The organism is Methylomonas rapida, from assembly GCF_024360925.2.
Classification (GTDB): Bacteria; Pseudomonadota; Gammaproteobacteria; order Methylococcales; family Methylomonadaceae; genus Methylomonas; species Methylomonas rapida.
Genome location: NZ_CP113517.1, coordinates 2,997,280 through 3,017,453, shown reverse-complemented (window position 1 = coordinate 3,017,453; position 20,174 = coordinate 2,997,280). Strand labels below are relative to the sequence as shown.

The 20,174-nt window shown below is 53.2% G+C and carries 21 protein-coding genes; 17 read left to right on the top strand and 4 right to left on the bottom strand.

Going from position 1 to position 20,174, the window contains the following annotated elements; all coding sequences use genetic code 11:
• Positions 1-85: 85 nt before the first annotated feature.
• The 4 genes from NM686_RS14135 to NM686_RS14120 are packed head-to-tail and all read left to right on the top strand — an operon-like array spanning position 86 to position 5,372.
• Entirely contained in the window at positions 86-1,828 is a 1,743-nt protein-coding gene (locus NM686_RS14135) for a GTPase (protein ID WP_255188480.1), read from the top strand.
• Entirely contained in the window at positions 1,809-3,395 is a 1,587-nt protein-coding gene (locus tag NM686_RS14130) for a GTPase (RefSeq protein WP_255188479.1), read from the top strand. Before NM686_RS14135 ends, NM686_RS14130 begins: the two co-directional genes overlap by 20 nt.
• Positions 3,396-3,400: 5 nt before the next feature.
• Positions 3,401-4,204, top strand: a complete 804-nt coding sequence (locus NM686_RS14125) for a ferritin-like domain-containing protein (RefSeq protein WP_255188478.1) — start codon at positions 3,401-3,403, stop codon at positions 4,202-4,204.
• On the top strand, positions 4,197-5,372 hold the full coding sequence (locus NM686_RS14120; RefSeq protein ID WP_255188477.1) for an NnrS family protein: 1,176 nt from the start codon (positions 4,197-4,199) through the stop codon (positions 5,370-5,372). The genes NM686_RS14125 and NM686_RS14120 overlap by 8 nt, the downstream gene beginning before the upstream one ends.
• A gap of 59 nt (positions 5,373-5,431) precedes the next feature.
• Here NM686_RS14120 and NM686_RS14115 read toward each other — a convergent pair whose 3' ends face one another.
• The 3 genes from NM686_RS14115 to ispG all read right to left on the bottom strand — a co-directional run bounded on the left by NM686_RS14115 (position 5,432) and on the right by ispG (position 8,316).
• The gene (locus NM686_RS14115; RefSeq protein WP_255188476.1) at positions 5,432-5,926 is read right to left on the bottom strand and encodes a flavin reductase family protein; all 495 of its coding nucleotides are present in this window, start codon (positions 5,924-5,926) and stop codon (positions 5,432-5,434) included.
• A complete protein-coding gene (locus tag NM686_RS14110; RefSeq protein WP_255188475.1) occupies positions 5,923-6,780 on the bottom strand; it encodes a class I SAM-dependent methyltransferase in 858 nt (285 codons plus the stop codon). Before NM686_RS14110 ends, NM686_RS14115 begins: the two co-directional genes overlap by 4 nt.
• A gap of 315 nt (positions 6,781-7,095) precedes the next feature.
• Positions 7,096-8,316, bottom strand: coding sequence for a flavodoxin-dependent (E)-4-hydroxy-3-methylbut-2-enyl-diphosphate synthase (gene ispG, locus NM686_RS14105; RefSeq protein WP_255188474.1), 1,221 nt, complete (start codon positions 8,314-8,316; stop codon positions 7,096-7,098).
• A gap of 100 nt (positions 8,317-8,416) precedes the next feature.
• Here ispG and NM686_RS14100 point away from each other — a divergent pair, with 100 nt between their 5' ends.
• The 13 genes from NM686_RS14100 (at position 8,417) to NM686_RS14040 (ending at position 18,216) form a co-directional block, all read left to right on the top strand.
• Positions 8,417-9,145 carry a metallophosphoesterase gene (locus NM686_RS14100; protein ID WP_255188473.1) on the top strand — a complete coding sequence of 243 codons (729 nt, stop codon included), beginning with the start codon at positions 8,417-8,419 and terminating at the stop codon, positions 9,143-9,145.
• Positions 9,146-9,337: 192 nt separating this feature from the next.
• The gene (locus NM686_RS14095; protein WP_255188472.1) at positions 9,338-10,687 is read left to right on the top strand and encodes a Na(+)-translocating NADH-quinone reductase subunit A; all 1,350 of its coding nucleotides are present in this window, start codon (positions 9,338-9,340) and stop codon (positions 10,685-10,687) included.
• Complete coding sequence (locus tag NM686_RS14090) at positions 10,688-11,887, top strand: NADH:ubiquinone reductase (Na(+)-transporting) subunit B (protein ID WP_255188471.1); 1,200 nt, start codon at positions 10,688-10,690, stop codon at positions 11,885-11,887. It abuts the gene before it with no gap.
• Positions 11,880-12,740, top strand: a complete 861-nt coding sequence (locus NM686_RS14085; RefSeq protein ID WP_255188470.1) for a Na(+)-translocating NADH-quinone reductase subunit C — start codon at positions 11,880-11,882, stop codon at positions 12,738-12,740. Before NM686_RS14090 ends, NM686_RS14085 begins: the two co-directional genes overlap by 8 nt.
• Positions 12,741-12,748: 8 nt before the next feature.
• Complete coding sequence (locus tag NM686_RS14080) at positions 12,749-13,417, top strand: NADH:ubiquinone reductase (Na(+)-transporting) subunit D (RefSeq protein WP_150048533.1); 669 nt, start codon at positions 12,749-12,751, stop codon at positions 13,415-13,417.
• Positions 13,417-14,025: an NADH:ubiquinone reductase (Na(+)-transporting) subunit E gene (gene nqrE, locus NM686_RS14075; RefSeq protein WP_255188469.1), complete on the top strand. Its 609-nt coding sequence runs from the start codon at positions 13,417-13,419 to the stop codon at positions 14,023-14,025. Before NM686_RS14080 ends, nqrE begins: the two co-directional genes overlap by 1 nt.
• 10 nt (positions 14,026-14,035) lie before the next feature.
• Positions 14,036-15,256, top strand: coding sequence for an NADH:ubiquinone reductase (Na(+)-transporting) subunit F (gene nqrF / locus NM686_RS14070; protein ID WP_255188468.1), 1,221 nt, complete (start codon positions 14,036-14,038; stop codon positions 15,254-15,256).
• A gap of 92 nt (positions 15,257-15,348) precedes the next feature.
• Positions 15,349-15,549: a (Na+)-NQR maturation NqrM gene (nqrM, locus tag NM686_RS14065; RefSeq protein ID WP_255188467.1), complete on the top strand. Its 201-nt coding sequence runs from the start codon at positions 15,349-15,351 to the stop codon at positions 15,547-15,549.
• Between the two features lie 262 nt (positions 15,550-15,811).
• Complete coding sequence (locus NM686_RS14060) at positions 15,812-16,531, top strand: SIMPL domain-containing protein (protein WP_255188466.1); 720 nt, start codon at positions 15,812-15,814, stop codon at positions 16,529-16,531.
• 328 nt (positions 16,532-16,859) lie between these two features.
• Entirely contained in the window at positions 16,860-17,231 is a 372-nt protein-coding gene (locus tag NM686_RS14055) for a DUF488 domain-containing protein (protein ID WP_255188465.1), read from the top strand.
• Positions 17,232-17,271: 40 nt separating this feature from the next.
• The gene (locus NM686_RS14050; protein ID WP_269021816.1) at positions 17,272-17,397 is read left to right on the top strand and encodes a hypothetical protein; all 126 of its coding nucleotides are present in this window, start codon (positions 17,272-17,274) and stop codon (positions 17,395-17,397) included.
• Complete coding sequence (locus tag NM686_RS14045) at positions 17,394-17,975, top strand: uracil-DNA glycosylase family protein (protein WP_255188463.1); 582 nt, start codon at positions 17,394-17,396, stop codon at positions 17,973-17,975. The genes NM686_RS14050 and NM686_RS14045 overlap by 4 nt, the downstream gene beginning before the upstream one ends.
• 70 nt (positions 17,976-18,045) lie before the next feature.
• A complete protein-coding gene (locus tag NM686_RS14040; RefSeq protein ID WP_255188462.1) occupies positions 18,046-18,216 on the top strand; it encodes a rubredoxin in 171 nt (56 codons plus the stop codon).
• Between the two features lie 78 nt (positions 18,217-18,294).
• Here NM686_RS14040 and NM686_RS14035 read toward each other — a convergent pair whose 3' ends face one another.
• Positions 18,295-19,953 carry an ATP-binding protein gene (locus NM686_RS14035; protein WP_255188461.1) on the bottom strand — a complete coding sequence of 553 codons (1,659 nt, stop codon included), beginning with the start codon at positions 19,951-19,953 and terminating at the stop codon, positions 18,295-18,297.
• Positions 19,954-20,174 lie beyond the last annotated feature (221 nt).

Genomic DNA, 20,174 nt, shown 5'->3' with positions numbered 1-20,174 from the left:
CCCGGATTTTTCTATTTATAATGCGTGGCCCGGGCCATTAAACGAAGCAATTCACTCGGTAATTATAAACCCAAGCCCATTTAACATGCTGGAATTTATCCAACTCCTCGAACAGCGATACCAATCCGTGCTTGCACGGTTGGATAAAAAAACGCCGCAGTATTTTGAATATCTCCAGCATAATGAGCAATTACTTTATGCGGAAGCTTTTATCCGCAAGGGTCAATTGCTTGCCGATAGACCGGATTTCCCCGTACAGATCGCCGTAATCGGCCCGACGCAGGTCGGCAAGAGCTCGGTCGTCAATCTGCTGCTGAATAGCGATGTGGCCGGGGTCAGTCCGTTGGCCGGTTATACCGTGCATCCGCAAGGATTTTGCCATCGATTGGACAGTGATGATTGCGATGGCCTGCAGCATTATTTCGGTCGATTTCAGGCCCTGGAGCAGACCGCGCTCAACCGGCATCGGTTTGATTGTTACGCGATTTCGACCAGTCCGACCGATTCGGCCTTATTACCCCGTTGCCTGTTGTGGGATACGCCGGATTTCGACTCCATCGATGCCGACGATTACCGTGAAGGCGTGATTCGGACCATCGCTCTGGCCGATGTCGTGGTGCTGGTCGTCAGCAAGGAAAAATACGCCGATCAATCGGTTTGGGAGGTCATGAAAATCATTGAGCCGTTCGGACAACCGACCTTGATTTGCCTGAATAAGTTGGCCGAAGGCAGTGAAAAACTGGTGCTGGATTCGCTCGCGCAAAAATGGCAACAAACCCGGCATGATGCGATGCCTCCAGTCGTATCGATGTGGTTTCAGAAACAGCCGCTATTGCCAAGTTGGCCGGAGGCCGCAAAGTTGGCGCTGATCGAGTTGGTCAAACGGATCGAGCACAACAAGCACGCGCTCAAGCAACAGCAATTTTTAACCCGGCATTGGCCACGATGGCTGGCGCCGTTGCATGCGGAACATCAAGCCCAACGCCATTGGCAGACTTTGGTGGACCAATGCCTTGGTGAAGCGCAGAAGGCCTATCGCCGCGACTATCTGGATCACCCTCACCATTACCATACCTTTCAGGCGGCTTTGCTGAATCTGCTGAGGCTGTTGGAGATCCCGGGGATAGCCAAGATCCTGAGTAAAACCCGCCGTGTGATGACCTGGCCGGCGCGCAAGCTGATGGCCTTGGGGCAGGGCGGTTCGGCGACCAATCCGACGCAGGAAATTGCCGTGCTCGATCAGATCGGTGAGCATGTGATGATACAACTGGCTGACAAGCTGCTGGAAAAAACCGAAACGGAGGCCGCGAACGGCGGTTGGTGGCGTGATACGGCGGTCGTGCTGCGGCAGCATCGCGCTGAGGTGTTGCAAACCTATCGGCAAGTAGTGATGGATTATCACAATGGCTTCAAACAAGACGTCGACGCGGCTGCGCATCGCCTGTACTACAAACTTCAGGAGCAGCCCTTGGTTTTGAACAGCTTGCGCGCCACCCGTATTTCCACCGATGCCGGCGCGATGTTGTTGGCGATACAGGCCGGCGGCATCGGCGTGCATGATCTGGTGATCACGCCGATGATGCTGAGCATAACCTCGTTGCTGACCGAAAGCGCGATCGGCGGTTATATGCACCGGGTCGAGGCCGAATTGAAACAACATCAGCTGCATACGGTAAAAACCGTGTTATTTGAAAGCTGCTTGCGCGAACGCCTGTATTCACTGCCTGAAAAAAGCAACTCGCCGTTAAGATTCAATATCTCAGAAGCACAATGCCAGCAAGCTGAACGGACACTGAAAGAGAAGAAGCATGGATTACGCATACTATGAACTATTGGCGCGCGCGCAGGCCTGGACTCAATCGGCTCTGGCCGAAGGCCGCATAAGCGCGGAGCAAGCGCGCGCCCTATTGACGCTCGATCAACGTTCGCCGGAGCAATTGTTCGGCACTGAAAACGCGAATGCCGCCTCCCGGCCTTTGATCGTGGCCTTCATGGGCGGTACCGGTGTCGGCAAAAGCTCGTTGTTGAACCGCTTGGCGGGTCAGGCGATTGCCAAGGCCGGCGTCGAGCGGCCAACGTCGCGGGAAGTGACGCTTTATCATCACCAATCGCTAGCCATCAACAAATTGCCTACCGGTTTGCCGCTGGAGAGTGTCAAGATCAGTCCGCATGATGACGGTGACAATGCTCATGTGGTCTGGATAGACATGCCGGATTTCGATAGCGTGGAGCTCTCCAATAAGCGCTTGGTATTGGAATGGCTACCGCATATCGATGTGCTGCTTTATGTGGTCAGCCCGGAACGTTACCGGGACAACAAGGCCTGGCAATTGCTGCTGGCAGAGGGCGCCAAGCATGCCTGGCTGTTCGTGATGAACCAGTGGGACAGGGGGCAGCGGGAGCAATTCGATGACTTCAAGCAGCAATTGGCCAAGGCCGGCTTCGACGATCCGCTGATCGTCAGAACCAGTTGCACGGAGCCGGATGGCGATGAATTCAGCGAATTACTCAAGCAGTTACGAGTCTTGGCGGGGCGGCAGAACCTTGTCGAATTGGAAAAACGCCATGAGCAATTGCGCCGTCAGCAGTTGCGGCAATGCCTGGAGCAATTGGCGGAAAACTTTTCCCGGCAAGCTCATGGTCGGCTGTTGCAGCAACTGGAACTGCATTGGCAGCAGGCACGGAGCAACCTGGAACAAGGTTTGGTTTGGCCCATCCAGCAATTATCGCAACATTGGGCCAGGAATTTGGGGCAAAAGCACGACATCAAAATCTGGGATGATTGGGCGCAAAACCGTTTGCAAGACCTGTTGGACGAATTGGTGCTGGAAGCGGCGCAACACCACATTCCCAGCAGGCCGCTGAAAACGGCTTTGCAAGCCGTGCGGGATAATGCCGAAAAAACCGTGATTACCCAAAGCGAGCTGATGGGGCGGCAGGCGATGTTGAAGCCGGGTAACGGCATGCAGCGGTTTCTGATCAAGTTCACGGGCATGTGTGAAACCGTGTTGCCGCTGGCGGCGATGGCCGTGGTCGGTTATCAGGTGTATTCCGGCTACTATCACAGCGCGGCCGATGCCTGGGCCTACCTGGGCGCCAATTTTGCGATTCATAGCGTGTTATTGATAGGCTTGAGCTGGCTGATTCCATTCTTTTTGCATAAAAAGCTCCAGCCATCCCTGGAAACGGCCGCAGCCAGGGGGCTGCAGAAGGGTTTGCAACTGGCCTTGGCCAGCATTTTGGCCGAAATCAAACACATTGTGCAGACCGAACAGCAGCGTAACGAGGTGTTGTCGCAGCAATTGGCGAATATGATGGAACAATGCGCCGGCGAAGCGATGAAGCCGATAGACAAGCAAAGCCTGCTAGGCAGGGTATTGGTGGAAAGTCGGTGACGTGCATGAAAAATCTGTTTGAATTCGCCGAAGCCTGTCTGTTCGAAGCCGATATCGAGCATAAACTGCGCTTGACGCATCAAGCCTGGCAATGCGCGGAAAATGGCAGCCTGTCTTTCGAGGATAAGGGAGCGCCGCGCCCAATCGCCGATACGGTGTTTCCCGAAAAGCCGAAATTGTTGATGCCGCGCGATATGCCGCGCCGGCGCCTGGACACCAAAGAGGGCAAGGCGGCATTTTTTCATGCGCTGGCCCATATCGAATTCATGGCGATTTATCTGGCCTGGGACATCGTCTACCGGTTTCGCGGCTTGCCGCAGGCTTTTTACCGTGATTGGCTCAGGATAGCCGACGAAGAAGCGCAACATTTCGAAATGTTAAGGTCGCATCTTTTGACGTTGCATACGGATTACGGTGATCTGCCGGCCCACAAGGGTTTATGGACTCACGCCGAGGATACCGCCGACGACATTCTGGCCCGCCTGGCGGTGGTGCCGCGCTGCATGGAGGCGCGCGGTCTGGATGTGACGCCGGCGATGATAGACAAGCTCAAGGCGATGAATGATCAGGTTGGCGTGTCGATTTTGACGCGCATCTATCAAGACGAAATCGGCCATGTCGAGCGCGGTTCCTATTGGTTCAACCTGTTTGCCGGCCAGCGCGGCCTGGATGCTGAGCAGGTTTATAAGGAAAAGATCATCGCCTGTTACCAAGGCAAACCCAAAGGGCCGTTTAACCGCGAAGTGCGTATAATCGCGGGATTCACGCATAACGAAATCGATTGGCTGGAGGAGAGGTCGCATGAATGACAAACCGGTTTTTGATTACCCGCTGTTCGCCATGGGCTTTAGGGCGTTTTTCGCGCTGGCCGGCTTGTCGGCGCTGGCGTTGATTGCGCTGTGGAACGCCATGTCCAAGGGGGCGCTGCACATCGACAATTATTATCCCGCTACGGTCTGGCATGGTCATGAAATGTTGTTGGGCTATTCGACGGCGGTGATTGCCGGTTTCTTGCTGACTGCGGTCAGAAATTGGACTGGCGTACAAACCGTGACGCCGGATCAATTGGCTTCCTTGAGCTTTTTGTGGATATATGGCCGGGTGACGCCGTTTTATTCCGAGTTGTTGCCGGATGTGCTGATTGCCATGATCGATGTGGCGTTTTTGCCGGCCTTGGCTTATTTCGTCAGCAAGCCGATGCTGAAAACCGGGCAACTCAAAAATCAGATTTTCACCTTGTTGTTGCTGGCGATGGCGCTGGCCAATGCCTTGCTGCACGCCGAAATTCTCGGTGTTTCGGAGTCCGGCGCCATGGCGGGTTTGAATCTGGTGTTGGCGATCATCGTCATGATGATCTTGGTGATTGCGGGCCGGGTGTTTCCGTTTTTTACCGAGCGCGGCTTATCCGGCGTGATCTGTATCCGGAATCCGGGCTTGGATGTCGCCGCTATCGTCGTCAGTTTGGCGGTTTTTTTGGGACTGGCGTTCGATATTTCCGCCACATTGTTGACGACGGTAGCGGTGGCGGCCGTCGTACTGAACGTGATGCGGGTGTCCGGCTGGTACAATCCGCGTATTTGGTACGTGCCGTTGCTGTGGGTGCTGTATGTCGGTTATGGCTGGTTGATTTTGGGCTTTGTGTTGGTGGCTTTGGCCGCTTATGCCTTGATTCCATTGGCTCTCGCGTTACATGCCTTTACCGTCGGTGGCATCGGGATTTTGACTTTGGGCATGATGGCCAGGGTTGCGTTGGGCCATACCGGCCGGGCCTTGAAGGCTTCCAATATGATGGCGCTGGCGTTTGTCTTGATCAATCTGGCGGCCTTGTTTCGCGTGTTGTTTCCCGCGTTACTGCCGGCGTGGTATAGCGGCTTCGTGATGGTTTCCACCTACAGCTGGCTGGCGGCTTTTTCGCTGTTCGCGCTGTCTTATGCGTCGATTTTGACCCAGCCTCGCATCGATGGCGAGGCGGGTTAGTGTGTCATTGCGGGAGCGGTGGTCTCAATGCTCCCGTGGCAAACTTGCTGGCGTTTTCGTCAGAAACGGGCGGGAAAAAGAGCCGAGGCGCCATCCATGTCGCCCGTATCCCTGTAGCTCAGAGGGATGGCGTCAGGCTGAAGCAGGGTGCCGCCAACGACTCGGCCTATTATCAATACATGGTCACCGGCGGGGTGTTCGGCCGTCATTTCACATTCAAAATGGGCCATGGCGTCATTCAATAATGGAGCGCCGGTTTTTCCGGGGCGCCAGTCGATGGCTGAGAGCTTGTCGTTTTTATTGGGCCCCCCGAAATGTTCGGCCAATGCCATTTGATCGCGGCGCAGCACGTTGAGCGAAAAAACGCCGCCGGATTTCAATAGTTGATATGACGAGTGTCTGGGATTGATGCTCAATGTGATCAACAAGGGCTGAAAAGAAACCAGCGAGACCCACGCGGCGGTAAATGCGTTATGGCGCTCAGCCGAGGCAACACCAACAACATAGACGCCCGATGTGACACATCGAAATAATTCCGCCATCGATTCGCTCATGGGGTTTCTCCAGTAGTCAGGTTCGTTTGTTGATGGATGTCCGGCGTAGGATGAATTGTCGCCGCCTGTTGCGCGTGATTGGTTTTTCCACGGCTCATCGTAAACATCATCACGTCGTAATGCCATCCGCCGCTTTGCGTGTTTTCGTTCCAGAAATGGGTTTTGACGTAATCGACAAAGGTTTCCTCCAATAACGGCCGGCAGAACGCGTCGGCGTCCCTGTCGCAAAGCATCAGTCGAGCTATGTCGAGGGTATCTTGCAGGTTGCTGGTGGAAAACGAGCCCGGCAGCCTTTCTAGCCGATAATTATATTCGGTATGTCTTTGCATGATGGGGAGAAGCGTCGCGACCAGGTCAAAACGTGTCGCGCCAAAATGTTCCAGCATGCGATTGCAAGCAGAATTCGCATCCTTGAGCATGACCACCAGCGTGCCGTGTTCCGAAAGACAGCGGGCGGCCCTGAGTACGTAAGCGCTCCATTTATGGTCCGGAATGTGGTAGAAGACGTGGCTGATGATGCCGACATCCACGTTGCCTGGTGGCATGGCGGTACTCAATGTTCCGTCCAGTATGACGGCTTTGGGACATGCTGCGATCAAGCCTGCACGCAAAGATGAATTGGGTTCGATCGCTAAAATATTGTCGAAATGGCTGGCAAGCAGTTGCGTCAAATCCCCATCTCCGGCGCCCCAGTCTAAAGCGAGGCCGGTCGTGGGATATTGGTCAATAAGCTTCCTTAAAAATGCGTGGACATGAGGACGCTCTCCCGACGCGCGAAGTAGGGTATTGAAGGCTGTTGCATAGTCTGCGTCTTGCCAATGAAAACGGCGAAAGGGTTGTTGGTTTTCCATCATGGGTCAATTATCCTGAAAACATCGGTAATCCACGAAAAGCACGCAAGCAATCGATGGATTATTACTTTATGCATTCAACTATTGGTATCGCTGTTTATGGTGATAACTGGCGGAAATTTTTCGTGATCCCTTCGACTGCGCTCAGGACTGGTTTTGTGTCTTTCGCGGGCCGGCATCTTTTTCTGGGATTATTGGCGCATCACTCCAAAAAAATTAGGTTCGGAAAATAAACAAAAATCGTCAAAAATTCAAAAGGATGTAGGAAGTATAAACAAAAAAGGCGGCTTGAAGCCGCCTTTTGCACGCTCAGCGAGCTTAATGGGCGCCGTAATGCGATTCGATGTATTTTTCTACTAAAGTCTGGAACTCGGCTGCAATGTTGTCGCCTTTCAAGGTGACGGTTTTGACGCCGTCTTCATAAACCGGCGCAACTGGGGATTCGCCGCTGCCGGGCAGGCTGATGCCGATGTTGGCATTCTTGCTTTCGCCGGGGCCATTCACGACGCACCCCATGACTGCGACTTCCATGTTTTCCACGCCTTTGTATTTGGTTTTCCAGACCGGCATTTGTTCGCGTAAAAATGCTTGGATGTCTTGTGCCAGGCGTTGGAAGTAATCGCTGGTGGTGCGGCCGCAGCCGGGGCAGGCGATAACCATCGGCGTGAACGAGCGGAAGCCCATGGTTTGCAGAATTTCTTGCGCCACGATGACTTCCTTGGTGCGTGCGGCGCCGGGTTCGGGGGTCAATGAGATGCGGATGGTGTCGCCTATGCCTTGTTGCATCAATACGCCCAAGGCGGCGGCGGAAGCTACGATGCCTTTGGAGCCCATGCCGGCTTCGGTCAGGCCCAGGTGCAAGGCATAGTCGCAGCGGTTGGAAAGGTCTTCGTAGATGCTGATCAATTCCTGTACGTTGCTGATTTTGCAGGACAGAATGATTTTGTCTTTACCCAGGCCGATTTCCTGAGCTTTGGCGGCGCTTTCCAGGGCAGACAGCACGATGGCTTCGCGGGTAATGGCGGGCAATTCCTTGGGTTCGGCCAATTGACGGTTTTCATCCAGCAAGCGTGTCAGCACCGCCTGATCCAAGCTGCCCCCGTTGACACCGATGCGCACGGGTTTGTTGTATTGGATCGCGAATTCGATCATTTGCTGGAATTGCGGATCGCGGGCCTTGCCTTTGCCGACGTTGCCGGGATTGATGCGGTATTTGGCCAGGGCTTGCGCGCAGTCGGGGTATTTTTCCAGTAACTTGTGGCCGTTGAAATGGAAGTCGCCGATAATGGGCGTGTCGAAGCCTTTTTGCGCCAGCTGGTTGACGATTTCGGGCACGGCTTTGGCTGCTTCCTCGGTGTTGACGGTTACTCTGACTACTTCAGAGCCGGCCGTAGCTAATTCCATGATCTGTTGAACGCTTCCTGCAACATCGGCGGTATCGGTATTGGTCATCGATTGCACGACAATCGGGGCGCCGCCACCGACTTTAATGTTACCAACCAAAACCTGTTGTGTGTGTTTTCTGGGGCTAATCGACATAGAATTGTTTGCAAAAAATCAAAGTTATCTGAAAATTACCAAGTAATTCACTTGGGTTTCCAAATTATACCCCCTTACTAGTAAGACGAAAGAGCAAATTGTGCGGATCAATTATTTTTCTGATGTACACCTTGAGTTTGGCGAGCAAAGTCTGCCGGAGACCAATGCAGATGTCGTAATCGCCGCGGGCGACATCGGCGTTTTCAGGCAAGGGGTGGATTGGCTGAAAGCTATCAAAAAACCGGTGGTCTACGTCGCGGGGAATCACGAGTTTTACAACGCAGAATACAATCAGGTATTGGCAATGTTGCGTCAGGAATGTGCCGGCAGCAACATTCAGTTTCTAGAGCAAGATCTGTGGTTTTTCCAGGGCGTAAGGTTCCTGGGTTGTACGTTGTGGACCGATTTATTCGTAGATGGCGCAGACAAGGCTCGGGCCATTGGCAAGACGCTGAACGATTTTCGCAAAATTCGGTTTCATGACGACGAATTCAACCAAAATCATTTTTCCGAATTGCACCAAGAGTCCAGGCGTTGGCTGGAAAAACAATTGGCTCAACCTTATGCGGGGCGTACGGTGGTTGTGACGCACCATGCGCCGACCGAATGGAGCTGGATAGAAACACCCAATGCGTTGAAGAAAATGGCTTATTGCAATGATCTGAAATGGTTGTTTCATGAATACGAAATCGCGGCCTGGTTTCATGGGCATGTGCATAATTTGGGAGATTATCGTATTGCCGATGCGCGGATTTTGAGCAACACGCGCGGCTATCTTGGTCGGCGCGAAGTAAATGGTTTTGACATCAACAAGGTAATTGATATTTAATCGACACTATGTGGTCCGTGGGCGTGGTTTGCTGGCTTTCGTAGGGGAGGACGGGCATGGATTTGTCGTTGAGAAAGCCGGTTAGTTGTGATGTAATGTGAGGGTTTTATGTCTTGAACTGCCCCCTAAATTTTAGCGGTAACTTAGGGGGGCTTTTGGCTGCAATTTGTCTGGAGAGCAGGCGTATCAATTATGCAATTTACTATTAAAAAAGGTTTGGATTTGCCCATTACGGGTGGACCCGAACAAAAGATAACCGATGGCAACAGCGTCAAGTCGGTAGCCCTGTTGGGCGGCGATTACGTGGGTCTGAAGCCGAAGATGATGGTGGCGGAGGGGGATAAGGTCAAACTGGGCCAAGTCCTGTTTTCCGACAAACAAAATCCTGGTGTCAACTTTACCGCGCCCGGTGCCGGTATCGTCAAGGCGATTCATCGCGGCGACAGACGTGCTTTGCTGTCCGTGGTGATCGAGCTGAAGGGTAACGACCAGGAAAAGTTTGCCAGCTATGGTGAAGCCGAATTGGCCAGCTTGTCAGTGGAGCAGGTAAAAGAGAATCTGGCGGCATCCGGGCTTTGGACATCCTTTGTCACGCGCCCTTACGGCAAAGTCCCCGCGATCGATGGCACGCCGAGTTCGATTTTTGTCACGGCTATCGATACCCGTCCTTTGGCGGCCGATCCGTCAGTCATCATCAAAGAACGTGCCAACGACTTTGCTAATGGCTTGACTGTGATTTCCAAGCTGACCAATGGCAAAACCTATTTGTGCAAGGCAACCGGCGTGGACATCGTCAGCAATGCGGCTGTTCAAGTGGCCGAATTTGCGGGACCACATCCAGCGGGTCTGCCCAGTACCCACATCCACTTCATCGACCCCGTCAGCATCAACAAATTCGTCTGGCATATCGATTACCAAGCCGTCATTGCGATTGGCACGCTGTTTACCACCGGTAAACTGAATGTCGAGAGAGTGGTTGCATTGGCCGGGCCTACGGTCAAAAACCCACGCTTGGTGCGCACGCGTGCCGGTGCGAACCTGCAAGACTTGGTGGCGGGTGAATTGCAGGACGACGTGGAAAGCCGGGTGATTTCCGGTTCCGTGTTGTACGGCCACGAAGCCACCGGCCCTGTTGCCTATCTGGGCGCTAATACTTTGCAAGTTTCCGCGTTGAAAGAAGGCCGTGATCGCGAATTCTTCGGCTGGATCGTGCCTGGAAAAGACAAGTATTCGGCGATGAATGTTTATGTGTCGAGCAAGGATAGGCAAAGTGGTCGTCAATTTCCATTGACTACCGATAAAAACGGCAGTAACCGCGCCATTGTACCGGTGGGTGTCTATGAATCCGTGATGCCCATGGACATTTTGGCGACGCCGTTGTTGAAAGCCATCGTGGTCGGCGATACCGATTCCGCGCAAGCCTTGGGTTGCTTGGAGTTGAACGAAGAAGACGTTTCCTTGTTCACCTTCGTCGATCCGGGCAAGCACGATTTCGCGCCTGTGCTCAGAGCTAATTTAACTAAAATCGAGAAGGAAGGATAAATGTCGGCTAGAGACTTATTAGATAGCATAGAGCCGCATTTTACAAAAGGCGGCAAGTTCGAAAAGTACTACGGTCTCTATGAGATGGTGGATACTTTCATGTATACGCCGTCCGATGTAACACGCGGTAAAACCCACGTTCGCGACGGCAACGACCTGAAACGAACCATGACCTTCGTAGTGATCGCTACGGCATTCTGTATCCTGATGGCCTGGTACAACACCGGCTATCAAGCCAACATGGCGATGAAGGGCATGGGTCTGGAAGAAACCAACGGCTGGCGCAGCCTGATCATGGCGTTGTTCGGTTACAACCCGTACAACCCGTTGTCGTGCCTGGTCCACGGCATGCTGTATTTCTTCCCGATCTACATCACGACCTTGGCGGTAGGCGGTATCTGGGAAGTGTTGTTCGCGACCGTGCGCAAGCACGAAGTCAACGAAGGCTTCCTGGTCTCCTCGATGTTGTATACCCTGATCCTGCCGCCCGACATGCCTTTGTGGCAAGTGGCGCTGGGTATCTCGTTCGGCATCGTGTTGGGCAAAGAGGTTTTCGGTGGTACCGGTAAAAACTTCCTGAATCCAGCCTTGACCGGTCGTGCCTTCCTGTTTTTCGCGTATCCTGCTTCGATTTCCGGTGATGCGGTCTGGGTTGCGGTCGACGGTTACAGCGGCGCGACAGCCTTGTCGCTGGCTTCTGCCGGTGGCTTGGAAGCGATCAAGGGCAGCTTCAGCTGGTTGCAAGCCTTCTTCGGCTTCATTCCGGGTTCCATGGGTGAAACATCCACGCTGGCCTGTTTGCTAGGCGCCGCGTTCTTGTTGTACACCCGTGTCGCCTCCTACCGCATCATGGGCGGTGTCATGATCGGCATGATCGCGATGTCCACCTTGTTGAACGTGATCGGCAGCACGACCAATCCAATGTTCGCGATTCCCTGGTACTGGCACATGGTATTGGGTGGTTTTGCCTTTGGTACCGTCTATATGGCCACCGATCCCGTTTCCGCAGCCAACACCGATACCGGCCGCTGGGTCTACGGCATCCTGATCGGCGTCATGATCGTTATCATCCGAGTCATCAACCCTGCTTTCCCCGAGGGAGTCATGCTTGCGATTCTGTTCTCCAACATGTTCGCACCATTGATCGATTACTTTGTGGTTCAAGCGAATATTAGAAGAAGGATCAAACGCCATGCTTAATGCCGAGAAAAAAACCTGTAAGTATAACGAGCAGCTCTGCAAATATTACGAACAGTTCAGAGCTTATGCCGATCGTATTCTGGCGCTGAGCAACGACAGTCTGGAAAAAACCATCAACGTCGCGCTGGCGCTGTGTCTGGTCTGCGCGGTACTGGTTTCGATTGCGACCGTTGCGTTGCGGCCTTTGCAGTCGCACAACAAAGCCCTGGACATGAAGAAAAACATTCTCGATGTCGCGGGCTTGTTGCAAGACGGCACCAACATCGATCAGGCCTTCAAGGAGCGTATCGAAGCCAAATTGGTGGATCTGGCGACCGGCGAGTATGTCGATGGTAACGTCGACGAATACGACCAACGCAAAGCCGCCAAGGATCCCGCGCAAAACGAGGTGATTCCGACTGACAAGGATATCGCCAGCATTCGCACCAAAGCCAAGGTCGCGAAAGTGTTTTTAGTGAAAAATGGCGATCAGTTGCAATCCATCATTCTGCCGATCAACGGTTACGGCCTGTGGTCAACCATGTACGGCTTCCTGGCTCTGGAAGCGGATGGTCAGACCGTGCAAAGCATCAACTTGTACGACCAGGGTGAAACCCCGGGCCTGGGTGGCGAAGTCGTCAACCCCAACTGGCGCGCGCTTTGGAAAGGTAAAAAAGTTTACGGTGACAATGGCGACGTCGCTCTGACCCTGGTCAAAGGCACTGTCGACACCGGCCGTCCCGATGCAGCGTACAAAGTTGACGGTCTGGCCGGTGCGACCTTGACCAGCCGCGGTGTCAGCAACCTGATTCTGTATTGGATGGGGCCGGAAGGTTTCGCGCCTTACCTGAATAAAATCAAATCAAACGGTTAGGAATCGTCATGGATAAAGAAACTAAAAAAGTGTTATTCGAACCGTTGGTCGATAACAACCCGATCACCCTGCAGGTGCTCGGGGTTTGTTCGGCGCTGGCGGTGACTTCGCAAATGTCGACCTCGTTGATCATGGCTTTGGCCTTGACTTCGGTTACCGCGTGTTCCAGCGCGGCGATCAGCGCGGTGCGTCAACACACGCCCAGCAGCATCCGGATCATCGTGCAGATGATCATCATTGCGTCGCTGGTTATCGTGGTCGATCAATTGTTGAAAGCGTTTGCCTTCGACGTCAGTAAAAAACTGTCGGTATTCGTCGGTTTGATCATCACCAACTGTATCGTGATGGGGCGCGCCGAAGCCTATGCTATGAAGAATCCGCCATTGCAAAGCTTCATCGACGGTATCGGCAACGGCGCGGGTTACAGCTTGATCCTGATCCTGGTGGCCTTGGTGCGCGAAACCTTGGGTTCCGGCAAATTGTTGGGTTTCGAAGTATTGCCATTGGTCAAAGATGGTGGCTGGTACGTGCCGAACGGTTTGATGCTGTTGCCGCCTAGCGCGTTCTTCGTGATCGGTTTGATCATTTGGGCCTTCCGTACCTGGAAGCCGAAACAAGTAGAACACAACGAGTTCAAAATCATGGCTATTGCTCACGGTGAAGGAGGGCACCACTAATGGAAGCCTATATCAGCTTATTTGTTAAAGCGGTTTTCATTGAAAACTTGGCCCTGTCCTTCTTCCTGGGCATGTGTACCTTCTTGGCCGTGTCCAAGAAGATTTCCACAGCGATGGGATTGGGGGTTGCGGTGATGGTGGTACAAACCTTGACCGTGCCGGCCAACAACTTCATCTACCAAACTTTGTTGAAGGAAGATGCCTTGTCGTGGCTGGGTATCACCGGCGTCGATTTGAGCTTTTTGAGCCTTCTGAGCTGTATCGGCATGATCGCGGCGATCGTACAGATTCTGGAAATGTTCCTGGATAAGTTCGTGCCTGCGCTGTATAACGCGCTGGGTATTTTCCTGCCGTTGATCACCGTGAACTGCGCGATTCTGGCGGGTAGTTTGTTCATGATCGAACGCGACTACAACTTCGGCGAGAGCGTTGTTTACGGTATCGGTTCCGGTTTTGGCTGGGCACTGGCGATCACCTTGATGGCTGGTGTGCGTGAAAAACTGAAATACAGCGACGTGCCTGCCGCACTGCAAGGTCTGGGCATCACATTTATTACCGCCGGCTTGATGTCTCTGGGCTTCATGGCGTTCTCTGGAATTCAATTGTAAGGGTATCGTAATGCTAGAAATTGCATTAGGTGTTATTTTCTTCACGGCTATCGTGATTGCGCTGGTGTTTATGATCATCGGCGCGAAGAAGAAGCTGGTGGCCGCCGGAGACGTGGAAATTCTGATCAATAGCGAGAAGAAGATCCATGTGCCAGCGGGCTCCAAATTGTTAAACGCGTTGTCCGACAACCAGTTGTTCGTGTCTTCTGCCTGTGGTGGTGGCGGTTCCTGTGGTCAATGTAAAGTCAAGGTCCATAAAGGCGGCGGCGACATTTTGCCGACCGAACTGTCGCACATTACCAAACGTGAAGCGGCTCACGGCGAACGTCTGGCGTGCCAGGTGTCCGTCAAAACCGATATGGAAGTCGAGGTGGAAGACAGCGTATTCGGCGTCAAAAAATGGGAATGCACGGTCAAGTCCAACGACAACGTCGCGACCTTCATCAAGGAATTGGTATTGCAATTGCCGGAAGGCGAAGCGATCAACTACCGTGCCGGTGGTTATATCCAGATCGAATGTCCGCCGCACGTTTCAAAATACGCGGATATGAACGTCGCCGAGGAATACCGTCCGGATTGGGATAAATTCAATCTGTGGCGCTATGTCTCCGAGGTTAAGGAACCTACCTTGCGTGCATACTCGATGGCTTCCTATCCCGAAGAGAAGGAAATCATGCTGAACGTCCGTATTGCCACGCCGCCGCCGAATGCGCCGGAAGGCACACCGCCGGGCATCATGTCGTCGTTCATCTTCAACCTGAAACCGGGCGACAAGGTTTGGGTATCCGGTCCTTACGGTGAATTCTTCGCCAAGGACACCGACGCCGAAATGGTCTTCATCGGTGGTGGCGCGGGTATGGCCCCCATGCGTTCGCACATCTTCGACCAGTTGCGCAGGCTGAAATCCAAGCGCAAGATCACCTTCTGGTACGGTGCCCGCAGCAAGCGCGAAATGTTCTATGTGGAAGATTTCGACATGCTGCAACGCGAAAACGAAAACTTCAAATGGCACGTGGCATTGTCCGATCCGCTACCGGAGGACAACTGGACCGGTTACACCGGCTTCATCCACAACGTGTTGTTCGAAGAGTTCATCAAGAACCATCCGGCACCCGAAGACTGTGAGTTCTACATGTGCGGACCTCCGATCATGAACTCATCGGTGATCAATATGCTGCTGGCCAACGGCGTTGACAGGGAAAACATCTTCCTGGACGACTTCGGCGGTTAAGCACGCATAGCGCTGACAAGGAACGAGGAGCGATCATAAGGATTTCTCCTCGTTTTTTGTTTTACAGGTTTTGAAAATTTAGGAGAAAGGCGATGGGCTATTTTTTAGCGACATTTATTTTCATGCTGATCGTGATTGCGATCATGGCGGTGGGGGTAATCTTTGGCCGCAATGCCATCAAAGGTTCCTGTGGCGGTACCGGCAACTGCATTTGTACCGAAAAATGCGACAAGCGTAAAAAATTCGAGGCGCAACAAGCCGCGGCGGCCGCAAAAGGCGATCTGAGCGCCTGATTAGCTGGGCTTGACCGCGTTTTCCTCCCTCGTCCTCTGGCGCATATATTAAGGTAGGCTAATTCCTTCTCCCGGCGGGAGAAGGTTGGGATGAGAGGATATAATTCTATTGATTTCCCCCGTCCACGAGGCGAGGGACTTTTACGACACTCCGCTGATAGTTTGCCTGGACATGTTCGATAAATGGCTGCTGTCGGCGGTTTTGCTGTCATAACCAGCAGGCAAGATCTTGCCGGTTTTTTGTCTTTGTGAGGGGGAATCCATGCTTACCGAAACCAAAACAAGCGCTTTTTTGCTCGGTGTTTTCATTTTTCTCGGCTTGCTGTCGTTAGGGTATTTATTGGCTGATGCGGCGATCGAGGTGAAAAAATGTGAGCGTAGCGTCACCGTCAAAGGCTTGTCGGAACGGGAGTTTGACGCGGACATCGTGATCTGGCCCATTCAATTTACCCAGGCAAACAATAGCCTGGTTGACCTCTATAATGCCGTTGACGACAGCACTGGACAAATCAAAGATTTTCTGGTCAAAAACGCTATCAGCCCGGACGAAATCACCGTGTCCAGCCCCGCCATAACGGACAAATCCGCGCGCGAATTTGGCCAAACCGAAAAGGCGGAATTTCGCTACACCGCCACGCAGACCGTGACGGTCTACTCAAAAAACATCAAAAAGGTACAGCCGCTGATGAATTCGTTGTCCGAACTGGGCAAAAGCGGAATCGCATTTTCCGGCGAAGACTACCAAGTCAAGACCGAGTATCTATTTACTCGGTTAAATGAGGTCAAGCCGGAAATGATAGAAGAGGCCACGCGCAATGCCAGGGAAGTGGCCGGAAAATTCGCGGCGGATTCAAACAGCAAGCTGGGAAAAATCAAGCAAGCATCCCAAGGCCAGTTTTCCATAGAAGACAGAGACAAAAACAATCCGCATATCAAAAAGGTCAGGGTAGTCTCGACAGTGGAATATTATTTGTCCGACTGATGACGCCGTGCAAAATAGCTTCCACGTTTTGTTCCCTCGCCTGACTGGGGGGGGCGTAAAAGCCAAAAACACCGGTGCTATCCGGCAATAACTAAAGCCATTGCGCTCCCGAGTTGTGACTGGAGTAAAAAGGCTTAGGAATGAACATAAAATAATCTATGCCAGTATTCGCCCTGTGCGGATTTATCCGCACAGGGCGAATGAATTCGCACCTACCATTGTCGAGCATATTTCTCACATATTCCTTAGGCTTATCCGCTGATAATTTTCGTGTATTTCGTACTTTTCGTGGACGAATGATTTTTTGGGATAAACGAACCGGGTCTTCATGCAACAGCCACACAAGCAACGATTGAGGATTAAGCGCGTATACGATCCGCCGGATGAGTATGATGGTCGGCGCATCCTCGTGGACAGGATGTGGCCGCGCGGCTTGACCAAAGAACAAGCACGCATCGATCTATGGCTCAAGGACATTGCGCCCAGCGCTGAGCTACGAAATTGGTTCGACCACGATCCCGACAAGTGGCATGAATTCAAGCGGCGCTATCTTGACGAACTGAAGCATAATCCTGAGCCAATCCGGGCCCTCAGGCAGGCAATGGACAAGGGTACCGTTACGCTTGTCTATGCGGCAAAGGACATGGCGCATAATCAGGCGGTCGTGATCCAGGAAAACGCTTGCTTATTCGATGATTAAACATGCTGAGCATGCCCTATGCAGGAGGAAGAAACCGGTCATGTATTTGCGTTTTGATTGGGGACCAAGTGCGATTGGTGGCGCCATGGATACGCGCGACACGCTTTGCATGCCGGCAGCGAATAAGCTGGCTGATTTTCGCAACGCCGCAGTGATCGTTGCATGAATCAACTTGCTTCGTTGTTGGCTGAACTGAGCGATTGCTCGATTTGTGCGGCAAATTTGCCGCATCCCGCGCGGCCAATTCTGCAATTAGGCTCTGAGGCCAGAGTGTTGATTGCAGCCCAGGCTCCCGGCAGGAAGGCGCATGAATCGGGGCTACCTTTTGATGATGCCAGCGGAGATCGCCTGCGCGAGTGGATGGGGGTGACGCGTGAAGTTTTCTATGACTCGCAACGAATAGCGATACTACCGATGGGTCTTTGTTTTCCCGGTACCGGTAAATCCGGTGACCTTCCGCCACGGTCCGAATGCGCGGCGGCTTGGCGAGAGCGGCTGCTTGAGCAATTGCGTCAACTGGAAGTGACCTTGCTCGTCGGACAGTATGCGCAGGCATATCACATGATTGCAGATGGCTTGTCACTAACCGATAGGGTCCGGAGCTGGCGTTCCTATTGGCCTCACAGAATCCCGCTTCCACATCCCAGTCCGCGAAACAATATCTGGCTGAGTCGGAATCCATGGTTTGCGAGCGAATTGCTTCCCATGCTCAAGCGGCGAGTGTCAGAAGCGCTGGAACGATGAGGCGCTGGCCGACGCGATCTTCAAACATCCAGAAGTTTTCCTTCATAAATTACCTTTCAGGAGAAGCATGATGTCCGACTTCAAAAAATATCAATGCAGGGAATGCGAGCATATCTACGATGAAGCAAAGGGAGATCCCGATAGCGGCATTGCGCCGGGAACCCGTTGGGCCGACATCCCGGATGACTGGTCCTGTCCGATCTGCGGCGCGCCTAAGGATTTTTTTCAATTGCTGGAATAAGGCGTTATTCCAGGCAGGGCAATGAATGTCCGAGTTGGCTTGATATGGCGAAATCCAACGCAAGCAAAATGTTGGGTTTCATTGCCTTGTTTGCGTGCGCCAGTTGTTGACGATGCCATCCACGTCCAGATCGTCCGGGCCTTCGCGCCAGCCAGTGAAGTAATCGACGTCGTTACTCTTGGGTTCCGGGTTGGGTCGATAGATTTGCACCCGGGTTGGCAGCGGGGCGGCTTCACCCAAGACCAAAGCCTCGCCGCGGCCCAATGATGTCAATATGTCGGTCAAATCGCCTTCCGCTTCCGGTACCAGTCCGCGAATATAAGCCTGGTCGTCCGGGTTGGTGGTGCGCAGACAAATGAAAGAGCTGCATTGCGCCAGCATGGTCTCCGATAATTCGGTCGGCCGTTGGCTGACGACGCCTATGGATACCCCGTATTTCCTGCCTTCCTTGGCGATCCTTTCCATCATCTTCTTGGTGCCGTCGAATTGGCCGCCTTTTTCCCGCGGAATATAGGCGTGGGCTTCCTCGCAGATCAGGGTGATCGGAAATTCGCGCCGTTTCGGATTCCAGTAGTTGAATTCATAAGCCAGGCGGCCGACTTGCGCCGAAACCGCCGGCCGGATGTCGGTTGGCACCGAGCTCAAATCGACCACGGTGATATTGGCTTTTTTCTGGCCCAGGCCGATGAACTGCCGCAGCAAGTCCGCCATGCTGGCCGAGGTATTGCGTTTTTTCGGTTTCAACAAGAAATCGTAGCGCACGTCGTTGAAACGGCTTTGCATGCGCACTAAAAATTCATCGAACTGACCGAACAATGCGCCTTGCGTCTTGCCGAAATCCTTGCGCTCTTCGTTGGCGGCCTTGAACTGCATGTACATTTCCGCCAATGGGAAAAAAATCGGCGTGTCGATGGTGACACCGGGCAGGCCTATCGCCTTGGCTTCCTTGCGTTTCAAGGTTTGCAGCACCTCGCGCATGAAGGCCATTTGCATCGAGGCGCCCTTGTCATCCTTGTCGATGAACAAATCCACCAACTCGGCATAGCTCATCATCCAATACGGCATTTCCAGATCCAGCGCGTCGACGTAATTGACGACTTCGTTGGGAAACGCCGATTGGATGCGGCCGTCGTCGTCCTTCCAGCAATATTCGCCGTGCAAATCCAGCAGAATCAGATGGGTTTTGGGCATGGCCTTGATGGTATGCTGGATCAAGCTGGTGACGGTCCAGGATTTGCCGGAACCGGACTGGCCCAAAATCGCGAAATGGCGGCCGAACAAGGCGCGCGGGTCCAGGCTCAGGTGGTAGTCTTTCTGCGAGGCCAGTTGGCCGATGAAAAACTCGTATTGGCGGAATTTGACGAAAATCGCGTTGATTTCGCTCAGGCCGACCGCATAGACGCTGGCGCCGGGGGTCGGGTAATGCCGCACGCCACGGATGAACACGTTGTCCGTCGTCAATTCGCCGACCGGAATCAAGGAAATGAAGCGGTCGCTGGCGCGGTTGCCGAGGCTATCGAAACGATCGCGCTCCCACATCTTGAACACCAGCGCCAACACACTGATAGTCGATTGCCGTATCACCACGTAAGAACCGATATTGCCGGCCAGGATTTCTTCGTTGCCGACCTTGATGATGGGCGCCGCGGTCGAGTGTTCCTCGGTGAGGCGGGCGTCCATGCCGTCGCCGCGCACTTCCACCAGTTGCCCAATGAGAATCTGTTCGTTTTCTGCCATCGTCGTTCCGCCTACGGTAAAGTTGATCGCGTTAGCTTAGCCGATTTTGCCGCGGCCGCGCCAAGCGTTTTGCGGAAAATATGACTTGAGCCCTGCTAACAAGGGATGATTCGTTTTGGAAAACACCTTTTTCAGCGAGATTGAAAGCTCCCCTCTTGATGGAGAGTGTCGTAACAGTCAAAACAGTTCCTTCTCCCCCGAGGCGATGAGGACTTTTACGA

Coding starts and splice junctions, on each gene's coding strand:
- NM686_RS14035 (WP_255188461.1), bottom strand. CDS start 19,953: ATGGCAGAAAACGAACAGATTCTCATTGGGCAACTGGTGGAAGTGCGC.
- NM686_RS14040 (WP_255188462.1), top strand. CDS start 18,046: ATGTCCGACTTCAAAAAATATCAATGCAGGGAATGCGAGCATATCTAC.
- NM686_RS14125 (WP_255188478.1), top strand. CDS start 3,401: ATGAAAAATCTGTTTGAATTCGCCGAAGCCTGTCTGTTCGAAGCCGAT.
- NM686_RS14080 (WP_150048533.1), top strand. CDS start 12,749: ATGGATAAAGAAACTAAAAAAGTGTTATTCGAACCGTTGGTCGATAAC.
- ispG (WP_255188474.1), bottom strand. CDS start 8,316: ATGTCGATTAGCCCCAGAAAACACACACAACAGGTTTTGGTTGGTAAC.
- NM686_RS14045 (WP_255188463.1), top strand. CDS start 17,394: ATGAATCAACTTGCTTCGTTGTTGGCTGAACTGAGCGATTGCTCGATT.
- nqrF (WP_255188468.1), top strand. CDS start 14,036: ATGCTAGAAATTGCATTAGGTGTTATTTTCTTCACGGCTATCGTGATT.
- NM686_RS14120 (WP_255188477.1), top strand. CDS start 4,197: ATGAATGACAAACCGGTTTTTGATTACCCGCTGTTCGCCATGGGCTTT.
- NM686_RS14050 (WP_269021816.1), top strand. CDS start 17,272: ATGTATTTGCGTTTTGATTGGGGACCAAGTGCGATTGGTGGCGCCATG.
- nqrE (WP_255188469.1), top strand. CDS start 13,417: ATGGAAGCCTATATCAGCTTATTTGTTAAAGCGGTTTTCATTGAAAAC.
- NM686_RS14110 (WP_255188475.1), bottom strand. CDS start 6,780: ATGATGGAAAACCAACAACCCTTTCGCCGTTTTCATTGGCAAGACGCA.
- NM686_RS14090 (WP_255188471.1), top strand. CDS start 10,688: ATGTCGGCTAGAGACTTATTAGATAGCATAGAGCCGCATTTTACAAAA.
- NM686_RS14085 (WP_255188470.1), top strand. CDS start 11,880: ATGCTTAATGCCGAGAAAAAAACCTGTAAGTATAACGAGCAGCTCTGC.
- NM686_RS14135 (WP_255188480.1), top strand. CDS start 86: ATGCTGGAATTTATCCAACTCCTCGAACAGCGATACCAATCCGTGCTT.
- NM686_RS14115 (WP_255188476.1), bottom strand. CDS start 5,926: ATGAGCGAATCGATGGCGGAATTATTTCGATGTGTCACATCGGGCGTC.
- nqrM (WP_255188467.1), top strand. CDS start 15,349: ATGGGCTATTTTTTAGCGACATTTATTTTCATGCTGATCGTGATTGCG.
- NM686_RS14060 (WP_255188466.1), top strand. CDS start 15,812: ATGCTTACCGAAACCAAAACAAGCGCTTTTTTGCTCGGTGTTTTCATT.
- NM686_RS14055 (WP_255188465.1), top strand. CDS start 16,860: ATGCAACAGCCACACAAGCAACGATTGAGGATTAAGCGCGTATACGAT.
- NM686_RS14130 (WP_255188479.1), top strand. CDS start 1,809: ATGGATTACGCATACTATGAACTATTGGCGCGCGCGCAGGCCTGGACT.
- NM686_RS14095 (WP_255188472.1), top strand. CDS start 9,338: ATGCAATTTACTATTAAAAAAGGTTTGGATTTGCCCATTACGGGTGGA.